The organism is Ruegeria lacuscaerulensis, assembly GCF_013031245.1.
Lineage (GTDB): Bacteria > Pseudomonadota > Alphaproteobacteria > Rhodobacterales > Rhodobacteraceae > Ruegeria > Ruegeria lacuscaerulensis_C.
The window spans coordinates 1-10373 of record NZ_WPZL01000063.1; the positions used below are offsets into that span (position 1 = coordinate 1).

5 protein-coding genes are annotated in these 10373 nt (G+C 54.6%); 4 read left to right on the forward strand and 1 reads right to left on the reverse strand.

Annotated elements, in window-relative coordinates; genetic code table 11:
* Positions 1-320 precede the first annotated feature (320 nt).
* The 4 genes from GOX66_RS24710 to GOX66_RS24725 all read left to right on the forward strand — a co-directional run bounded on the left by GOX66_RS24710 (position 321) and on the right by GOX66_RS24725 (position 9146).
* Positions 321-1448 carry an efflux RND transporter periplasmic adaptor subunit gene (locus GOX66_RS24710; RefSeq protein WP_170766450.1) on the forward strand — a complete coding sequence of 376 codons (1128 nt, stop codon included), beginning with the start codon at positions 321-323 and terminating at the stop codon, positions 1446-1448.
* A gap of 4 nt (positions 1449-1452) precedes the next feature.
* Positions 1453-4593, forward strand: a complete 3141-nt coding sequence (locus tag GOX66_RS24715; protein WP_170766451.1) for an efflux RND transporter permease subunit — start codon at positions 1453-1455, stop codon at positions 4591-4593.
* A gap of 338 nt (positions 4594-4931) precedes the next feature.
* Entirely contained in the window at positions 4932-7532 is a 2601-nt protein-coding gene (locus tag GOX66_RS24720) for a response regulator (RefSeq protein WP_170766453.1), read from the forward strand.
* 3 nt (positions 7533-7535) lie between these two features.
* Positions 7536-9146: an adenylate/guanylate cyclase domain-containing protein gene (locus GOX66_RS24725; RefSeq protein ID WP_214652769.1), complete on the forward strand. Its 1611-nt coding sequence runs from the start codon at positions 7536-7538 to the stop codon at positions 9144-9146.
* 11 nt (positions 9147-9157) lie between these two features.
* Here GOX66_RS24725 and GOX66_RS24730 read toward each other — a convergent pair whose 3' ends face one another.
* Entirely contained in the window at positions 9158-9649 is a 492-nt protein-coding gene (locus GOX66_RS24730) for a response regulator (protein ID WP_170766455.1), read from the reverse strand.
* Between the last annotated feature and the right edge of the window lie 724 nt (positions 9650-10373).

Consider the following 10373-nt stretch of genomic DNA (forward strand, 5'->3'; position numbering starts at 1 on the left):
CAGATTGAGACCCAAGTCTAATTAGACCGGCCCATAGCGGTCACGCGACCTATGTCTCAGATGCTGCGGCCGCGACCCTCTCCGCTGACATTCGCTGCACCCGCGGGATCAGAGACCTGCCGAACTCATAGATTTCGCAACAGTCTCAACGTATCAGCGACAGCAGTATGAGACCAAGCCGCTTTGCTTAATTAGCAAAGGCCTCCAATTGGTTGAGTTGCTCGGCAAGGTGCTCAATGTCAATTGCTGGATTTTCTACTGCATTACGTTACCGTTGTTTCAACGAGATTACCTGCATAATTATTCAAGGAGGATGAACCTTGTCAGTAAGGCTGTTAGTCGCCGCAATTTTTCTGCACTTAGGTTTGGCCCCTCCCGCTGTCATGGCGCAGGAGAGCCAAACGAAGCCCAAAGTGACCGTGACGGCGGCAGAAATGAAGCCGGTATCGTTGACCGAAGTGTTCACTGGACGAATCGAGGCGGTGAATCGTGTCGACCTGATTGCGCGCGTGCCCGGTTTTGTGAAATCCATCAATTTCAAGGATGGCTCGACCGTGACGGCGGCAGATGTCCTGATCGAGATCGAACCGGATTCTTACGAGGCGACTGTCACTGAAATTCAGGGTCAGATCAAAGCCGCACAAGCAGCAAAGAAGCTTGCTGATATCGAGCTTGACCGACAGCAAAAGCTCTACTCCACAGGTGATACTCCGCAAGCGGTCGTTCAGAAAGCACAGGCGCAGCAAGGTGAGGCCGACGGGCATGTGCTTGAGCTACAGGGCAGTCTCCAAAACGCCCAGCTTGACCTGTCTTACACAAAAATAACCGCACCCTTTGACGGTAGAATCGGGCTGACGGATCTGTCCGTGGGCGCATTCGTCAGCCCAGAGGGTGGAGCCCTGCTGTCGCTGTCCAGCATTGACCCAATCCACGTTACGTTCCCGGTGACCGAAGCCGAACTTCTGGAATTTCGCACACGCCGTGCCAAGGCGTCGAACACCGAACCTCTGAAGCTGCAGTTGATCCTCGCCGATGGCACAGCATACGGTGAAATGGGCAACATTGACGTGATTGATACGCGGGTGCAGTCGGGAACGGATTCCGTTCTGGTCCGCGGTGCCTTTCCCAATCCTGATGGATCGCTCATCGATGACCAACTGGTGCGGGTCGTCGTTACCGATCCCACGCAGGATAAATCGCTGGTGATCCCCGCCACGGCCTTGCAGAGAGATCAGTCCGGCTATTTTGTCTTCACCGTCGGAAGCGATGGAAAAGTTGAGAAAAATCAGATCCAACTGGACAGGACCGAAGGGACCGAAGCCGTCATTTCGCACGGTCTGAATGAAGGCGATCAGGTCATCACCGATGGCTTGCAGCGCGTCCATGCCGGTGTCGAGGTGAGTGTTTCCACTCCCCAAAACACCTCATCAGCGGCTGGCGGCAACTGATCTCATGATCTCGCAACTGTTCATCCGCCGTCCCAGATTTGCCATCGTCATTTCGGTTGTGATCACGCTGGCTGGTCTGATCTCCATAACGCAACTGCCGGTGGAGCAGCTGCCCGACATCGTGCCGCCTCAGGTTCAGGTTTCAACAAAATACCCCGGGGCCGGGGCTGAAGTGGTCGAGTCAACCGTTGCCCAGATCATCGAAGAACAGGTGATTGGTGTCAGCGACATGCTCTACATGAAATCTACGAGCGGTTCGGATGGTAGTTATAACCTGCAGGTAACCTTTGAACCCGGGACCGACCCCGATATCAACGCTGTCAATGTGCAGAACCGTGTCAGCCTGGCCATGTCCGCACTGCCAGAAGAGGTAACGCGCGCAGGTGTCAGCACCAAAAAGAAGTCGTCGGCGCTGTTGCAGGTCGTGGCCATTACTTCAGACGACCCGAAGAATGACGATTTGTTCCTGTCAAATTTTGCAACAATCAACGTTATGGACAGCATCAAAAGGTCCCCCGGCGTAGGGGATGCAACTCTTTTCGGGGAGCTGGACTATTCGATGCGGATCTGGCTTGACATCGACAAGATGACCAATCTTTCGGTGACCGTCGACGATGTGATCGCGGCGCTCAACGCACAGAATGTTCAGGCAGCTGTGGGGCGTGTCGGCGCGCAACCGATGACAAATGACCCGACCTTTCAGCTTAATATCCAAACGCAAGGCCGGTTGAGCAGCATCGCCGAATTTGAAGAGGTTGTGGTGCGCGCCCTTCCAGATGGCTCATTTGTTCTGATAAGCGACATTGCGCGGGTAGAGCTTGGTGCAAAAACACAGGATTCGTTTTCCTCTTTTGACAACAAACCGGCCGCGATGATCGGTGTCTATCTTGAGCCGGGGGCAAATGCCCTTGATACCTCAAAGGGCATAAACAAGGCACTGACAGGACTGCAAAGCGCCTTTCCTGACGGGGTCAACTGGAGTGTGCCATACAATTCAGTGACATTCGTCCGCGCCAGTATCGACGAAGTCGTAAAGACGTTAATACAGGCATTTGCTCTGGTCGTGATCGTGGTCTTTTTGTTTCTGGGCAACCTTCGGATGGCTCTGATCCCGCTCATCGCGGTTCCGGTTTCGCTTGTCGGTGCACTGACATTCATTCTGGCTATGGGGTTCTCTCTCAATACAGTTTCGTTGCTGGCGCTGGTGCTTGCAATCGGTATCGTCGTGGACGATGCGATTGTTGTGATCGAAAACGTCGAAAAGGTCATGGGCGAAAACCCTGAAATGACCGTGGCCGAAGCCACAGGCGAAGCGATGAAGCAGATTACGGCCCCTATTCTGGCCATAACCTGTGTGCTGCTGTCGGTGTTTGTACCGGTTGCATTCATTCCCGGCATTACGGGAACGATGTTCCAGCAATTCGCCGTGGCTGTTTCCTTTTCAATGCTGATTTCTGCTCTGAATGCTTTAACGCTCAGCCCGGCCCTGTGCGCGGTGCTGCTGCGCCGTGAGAGCACCCCCAGACGCGGGCCACTTGCCTGGATATCGCGCCGCATAGACAACGCGCGCGATGGCTATGCCTATGCGGTCTCAATTCTTGCCCGACGGGTAATCCTGGCTGTTCTAGTGCTTGGTTTTGCCCTTTTTGGCGCAGGCTGGCTGTTCAAGATCACGCCGTCTGGCTTCCTGCCGGTCGAAGACCAAGGGGCTTACTTTGTAGAGGTCGCACTGCCCGAAGGATCCTCGATCAATCGCACGTCCAAAGTGATGGAGGACGTATCGACCATCATCAAATCCGCACCGGGAGTGCAGGACGTCATGACAGTCACGGGCTTCAGCATTGTCGACGGCCTGAACAAGTCGAACAGCGGGTTTGGCATCGCGATCATGCAGCCGTTTGAAGACCGGACCGATCCCGCTCTGTCCGTCAGATCCTCGATCCGGCAAGTCCGGCGCGAGTTTGCTGGTTTGGAAGATGCGATTGCCTTCCCGTTCAATCTGCCGCCAATCCTCGGACTGGGCACCGGTGCCGGGTTCGAATTCGAACTTCTGGACCTTCACGGCGATAACATACTGGATCTGGGCGCGACCGCGGCGGGGCTTGTCACGACCGCCAATGCCGATCCCCGACTGTCCGGAGTTTACACAACTTTCTCTGCGCAATCTCCAAAGCTGAACCTCGATCTCGATCGCAAACGGCTGCAGACACTTGGCGTGAATGTCGACGACCTGTTCCGGGCCATGCAGGTCACATTGGGCGGGTACCATGTGAACGACATGAATCTCTTTGGCCGGACTTGGCAGGTTAACCTGCAAGCTGATGAGAAATACCGGGCCAATGTCGGAGATATCGCGCGCATTCACGTGCGAAACCGTGACGGAGATATGGTGCCGGTGCGCGCTGTTGCGAACGTGGAACTCATTCTGGGTCCGCAATTGCTGGCCCGCTACAATAATTTCCAGGCGGTCACCATTAACGGTGGACCGTCTCCGGGCGTGTCTATGGGCGAGGCCATCGCGGCGATGGAGGAAATTGCTGCCCAGACCCTGCCGGAGGGCTACAGCTACGATTGGACGGGAACAGCGCAGCAAGAGATCGAGGCCGCCGGAAAGACACCCATTGTTCTGGGGCTTGCTTTGCTTTTCGCATACCTCTTTCTCGTCGCACTTTACGAGAGCTGGACGATACCGCTGGCCGTGCTTTTCTCGGTCACTTTCGCGGTCTGCGGCGCCTTGGGTGCACTGTTGTTACTGGGGCTCCAGAACAACCTCTACGCCCAGATCGGACTGGTGGTCCTGATCGCGCTTGCCGCCAAGAATGCAATTTTGATCGTCGAATTCGCAATGGATCGGTACCGGCAGGGTCTGAGCGCTGTAGATGCCGCCATTCAGGGTGCCCGCGCGCGTTTCCGCGCGGTCATGATGACCAGCTTTGCATTCATCGCCGGGCTCTACCCGCTGGTTGTGGCCGACGGCGCCTCCATGCTCGCTCGCCGAGGTGTGGGCACGCCGGTGTTCGGCGGGATGATCGCAGCGGCTCTTGTAGGCATATTTGTCATCCCATCCCTTTACATCATTGCGCAGCGGTTCAGAGAGAAAGTACACGGCAAAAAGAATATGGGTGGTGACACGAGTGCCCTTTAGGTTAGAGGCGCACACACCTGTATCGACAGACCACCATCATCACAAAAACCTCTTGCAATGCAGGAGCCATCCACACACGCGCCTCGACGATTTTCATTGATGTCTTTCCTGGCTTGCCGTCATGTTGGCTGCCTTCCGCAGCATTAATCTGAATTTTTGAGAGCTACCGGAGCCGACGGAAACCCTGCTACGACAGTTGCCTCAGCCCCCCGATGCGGACATGCAGGCCGAAACAGCCTTGTTTTGCTTCTGCATTTCTATTCAACTGCAGAGAAGTCGGGAAACCTGAATACAGTGTTTCACCGATGTGCTGGTCTCGCCCAATGGAGAGCGCAAAAATGAACCGATCCGACGATCACCCTGTGTCAGAACCGGATGAAACGAAACGGGCACTGGACCGGATAGTCGATGCCGTAGACTCCATTCCCGAAGGCTTTGCACTATACGATTCCGATGATCGTTTGGTGCTGGCGAACGAGACGTATCGAAGGATGCTGTATCCAGGCCACGAAGATCTGGTCAAACCGGGGATGACGTTCGAACAGGTTGTTCGAAAAGCGCTTTCGCTCAACGTGATCTCGGACGCGGTCGGTCGAGAAGAAGAATGGCTGGCGCAACGGCTGAAACGTCACGACAATCCGGAAGGCTCCCAGATGCAAAGCCGGACATCAGGGGGCTGGATCAAGATCAGCGAGCGCAAGACCCGTGATAACGGAACGGTCGCGATCTACAGCGATGTCACCGAACTGAAGAAGGTCGAAGCACGCAATGCCGAGCTTGCACATATCCCCGAGGAAAACCCCAATCCGGTGATGTGTATCAGCAATAACGGCAAGTTGCTCTTTGCGAACAAGGCCAGCGATCCCATGCTGGAAGCCTTGGGTCTAAAAGTCGGGGCGGACGTCACTGAGGACTGGTTAGCCCGCGTCAAGAAGGGGCTGCAGGAAGACAAGCGACAGGACTTTGAATGTCACGCCGATGGCATGGTCTACGCATTGCTGCTCTGGCCGGTACCGGACGCCAAGCACGTCAACCTCTACGGGCGGGACGTCACGCAACTTAAGCAGGCCGAAAAGCGGATGCGCGAATTGGCGCGTATTCCTGAAGAGAACCCCAACCCGGTCTTGCGCATCACCGATGAAGGCAAACTGGTTTATGCCAATAAGGCAAGCGCTCCATTGATCAAAGCACTGCAGCTTAAGGTTGGCGACCGTGTAGGAACAGGTTGGCGCAAGCGTGTCGCCAAAGGTTTGCTCGAAGATCAACGGCAAGATTTTGAGTATGAGGCTGGTGGTCTGATCTTTGCCCTCTTGTTGTGGCCTGTTCCGGAAGGGGGGTATGCGAATATTTACGGCCGCGATATTACCACCCAGAAGCAAGTTGAAAGCGAACTGCGCGTGGCGAAGGATATCGCGGAAACTGCCAACAAAACCAAAAGTACATTCCTCGCCAACATGAGCCACGAACTTCGCACGCCGCTGAATGCGATTATTGGGTATAGCGAGCTGATGCTCGAGGAAGCCATCGACCAAAATGATGGGGCAAACCTGAGCGATCTTCGAAAAATTCAATCTGCTGGGAAACACCTGCTGGCGCTGATCAACGACATTCTGGACCTGTCCAAAATCGAAGCCGGCAAGATGGAGTTCAATCTGGAAACGTTCGACGTTTTCCAGATGGTCAAAGACGTCAATACCACGGTGCGACCCTTGGCCGAGAAGAACGGCAATATCCTCGAGATAGCGTGCTCCGAGGACATCGGCGAAATGGTCTGCGATCTGACCAAGGTGCGTCAAGCACTGCTCAACCTGCTGTCCAATGCTTGCAAGTTCACAGAAAACGCGACGATCACTCTGTCGGTTCGTCGATCGAATGAACCAGATCAACTGGATTTTACGGTGATCGATCAGGGCATCGGCATGTCGCCTGAACAAGCCGACAAAGTCTTTGACGCATTCACACAGGCGGATTCGTCCACGACGCGTAACTATGGTGGTACCGGCTTGGGACTGTCGATCACCAAGGTTTTCTGTGAGCAGTTGGGCGGCGATATTCACTGCGACAGCACTCTCGGTGAAGGCTCAACATTCACCATTCGTCTGCCGCGTATCTGCCGCGACCCATCAACGGATTTGTTACGGGACACGGGGTATTCCGAGGACGATCTAAACGGCGACCCAAATGCTCCACTGGTTCTGCTGGTGGATGACGACCCGACGGTGCATGACCTTTTGGGGCGGCGGCTGCGCAGAGAGGGATACCGTGTTCTTGCCTCGACAAGGGGCGATGATGCGCTGGAACTTGCCCGAAAGACCAAGCCTGACGCCATCACGTTGGATGTGTTCATGCCTGAGATTGATGGCTGGGCTGTATTGTCCAAACTGAAAGACGATCCGGAGCTGGCATACATACCGGTCATCATGCTGACATTCGCAGAGGACCGAACGCGCGGGTTGTCGCTGGGCGCCAGTGAATACCTGGGCAAACCGATCGACACGGTCGAACTCCTGAACGCGCTAAAAGAGCATTGTCCGGCCCTGCCGACCCCCCGGGCTCTGATCGTAGAGGATGAGGCCGCAACGCGCGAAATGATCAGCCGCGTCCTGTGCAAGGAAGGCTGGCAGGTTGAACAGGCAGTCAACGGGCTGGACGCCCTTCAATACCTGTCCAAAACCGTACCGGACGTCATCCTGCTGGATCTCATGATGCCCGAGATGGACGGCTTTGAATTTCTGGCGGGGATGCGGAAGAACCCGGATTGGAAGGACATTCCTGTCATCGTTGTCACCGCGAAAATTCTGTCAATCGATGACCGCGCGCGGCTGAGTGGATCGGTCGAGACACTGATTAGCAAGGACGGGGATGAAATCGAAACAATCTTGAACCAGTTGAACGATATCCTGGTTGCGTCCCGGCCTGCGCCGACAAGGGAAACGTAGGCTGTGAATGACCGCCCGGAAAACGAAGCACAACACGCACAGGCGGTCTGGCTGGCGAATTTGCGCCAAAACCTGATCTCTCCGGTCAGCGCCATCGTCGGGATAAACGAGTTGCTTCAAAGCGGAGCCGGGCGTCTGACGCTGGATGAAGTTGCCTCTGATCTGGACAGAATTTCTCAGGCAACGACTGAGTTAAAGGCGTTGGTCGACCAGCTTCTGCATCCCGACACGGCCCTGAAGTTGACGATCAGTGGTAATGAGGGGGTAAATCGGCTGCGTCACGATCTGCGCACCCCGATGAATGCGATCAAAGGCTACAGTGAGATGTTGCTGGAGGATATTGATGACCGGAATGCCGGGGGTTTGGAGGCGGACCTATGTGGGCTTCTCGAACATACCGACGCCCTACTGAAACATATCGACAACCTTGCGCCGTCTGACAAAGCGCCGGACGAAGACACAAAAGTCCCTGATACATCTCTGGATACCGCAGCGATGTTCGCAAGTCTGGTTCAGAGTATGCAACCTCTCGCCCCAATCACCGACACCGGTGCGCCAACCGGAAAAATCCTTGTTGTCGATGATGTAGAGGCCAACCGGGATTTGTTGGCGCGCCGGTTAAAGCGGGACGGGCATCAGGTGTCGATCGCCGACGGAGGTTACTCCGCCGTTGAATTGTTGTCCCAACATCCGTTCGATCTGGTTCTGCTTGATCTGATGATGCCGGATATCAATGGTTTTGATGTTTTGGCCCGATTGAAAGCGGATGACACCCTACGTGATATCCCCGTCATTATGATCTCAGCTCTGGATGAGATCGAAAGCGTCGCGCGGTGCATTGAGGCCGGAGCCGAGGACTACCTGCCCAAGCCATTCAACCTCATTCTGTTGCAAGCCAGGATCAGCGCGACGCTGGAGAAAAAACGTTGGCGGGAACGCGAACGCCATTTTCTTGAACAGGTGGAAACGGAGAAACAAAAGTACAAAGACCTTCTGCACAGTATTCTGCCACAACAGATCGTGACACGCCTGAATGGCGGTGAGACCACAATCGCCGATCGCTACAACGATGTAACGGTCCTCTTCTCCGATATCGTTGGATTTACAGAGATGTCGGCCAATCTCCCACCAGCGCACGTGGTGTATTATCTAAATCGGATTTTCTCGGATTTTGACAGGACAGCGAGGGAACTTGGCGTCGAAAAGATAAAGACAATTGGCGATGCGTACATGGTCGCCGCTGGGGTGCCAAACGGTCGTGAAGATCATGCCGAAGTGATCGTCGAAATGGCCCTAAGGATGCTCGATCAGGTCGAGGCGCTGAACCTTGAAACGGATTACCCGATGCACATCAGGATTGGCGTGCATAGCGGGCCAGTGGTTGCTGGGATAATCGGGTCGCACCGATTCCTTTATGATGTCTGGGGAGACACGGTTAATTTTGCCAGCCGTCTTGAATCAACCGGCACGCCCGGCCGGGTACAGGTATCCGAGGCCACCGCCCGCCAGGTCGGGCATCGTTTTGAAGTCTCTGAACCCGTCGACACAAGGATAAAAGGCAAGGGTCAGGTCAGAACCTACTATGTCACCCAACGCAAAACTGCTGTGGACTGAGCGGTTCTTCGTCACGACGCAGATAGCAATTTTTCCATTTTTTCCAGCAAACGGCTAAGCTCAACAGGTTTGGTATCGAAGTCGTCGCAACCTGCACCCAGTGCTCTCTCCCGATCACTGGCCATCGCATGCGCGGTGAGGGCAACCACTGGGATCGTCGCTGTCTCGGGCGCTCCCTTGATACGCCGTGTAGCCTCCCACCCATCAATTTCCGGTAAGCTCATGTCCATCAAAATGATGTTCGGATTTTCGCTGCCGGCCATGGAAACGCCCTCCAAACCGTCCTTTGCGGTAATGACATGAAATCCTTTGCGCGCCAATCTGCGCGAAAGCATATCGCGATTCATTTCGTTGTCTTCTACCAACAGAACCTTAGTCAAAATCCCCCCTTGCACCTTCGCGTGTTTTGATTGTCGAATGGTACAGTCCGCATCGCGACAAATGTTCAAAAGCGCGTTCTGCTGCGGGCCGTGCAAACCTATTCGGTCGGTGCATTCTTTCATCAATTCTATATCAAGCAAAGAATAATTGGCTGACTAGGTCATGTTGACAAATGGCGGATGTTCTGAACTGAGTTCCCTTTGATCCGCTTGAGTCAGCAGGATTTGATATTCACTGGACTTACGGGGCCTCATACCTAAGCTTGTAGCATTTTCCGAAAGAGGGGTCGGCATGTTGACCAAAACCGCTTCACTCGTTTTCGCGGCATGGGTTTGGCTGTGTTTCACGGTTTTGTCTTCCAAAGCTGACGTGCTGCATAGTTGGGTCCAACTCGGACCCGATGATCAAATCGTTGTAAGAGCAATATCTGCCTCAACTGACTGCCCTTTGTTGCAAATCGATGGTCAGGCTGTTGCGATGAAAAAGCGAGTGATGCCAGAGGACCAGTTTCCTCATCTGGTTTGCGAATACCGCGCGCCAAAACTGGCTCAGAAGATAATGCTTGAAGGAAACCCGCTGCCAACGCTCAATCCAAACGTGCAACGGATTGTCGTGATCGGGGATACCGGGTGCCGAATTCGCGGCAGCAGAGTACAGAATTGTAATGATCCAACAGCCTGGCCCTTAAGTTCTATCCTGGAGGAAATCGCATCCAGATCGCCGGATCTGGTTATCCATGTTGGCGACTACTTGTATCGGGCATCGGAATGCCCGGACGCAGAAAAATGCGCCGGATCTCCTTTTGGTGACACCTTCAGATCCTGGTCCGCAGACTGGCTGGACCCG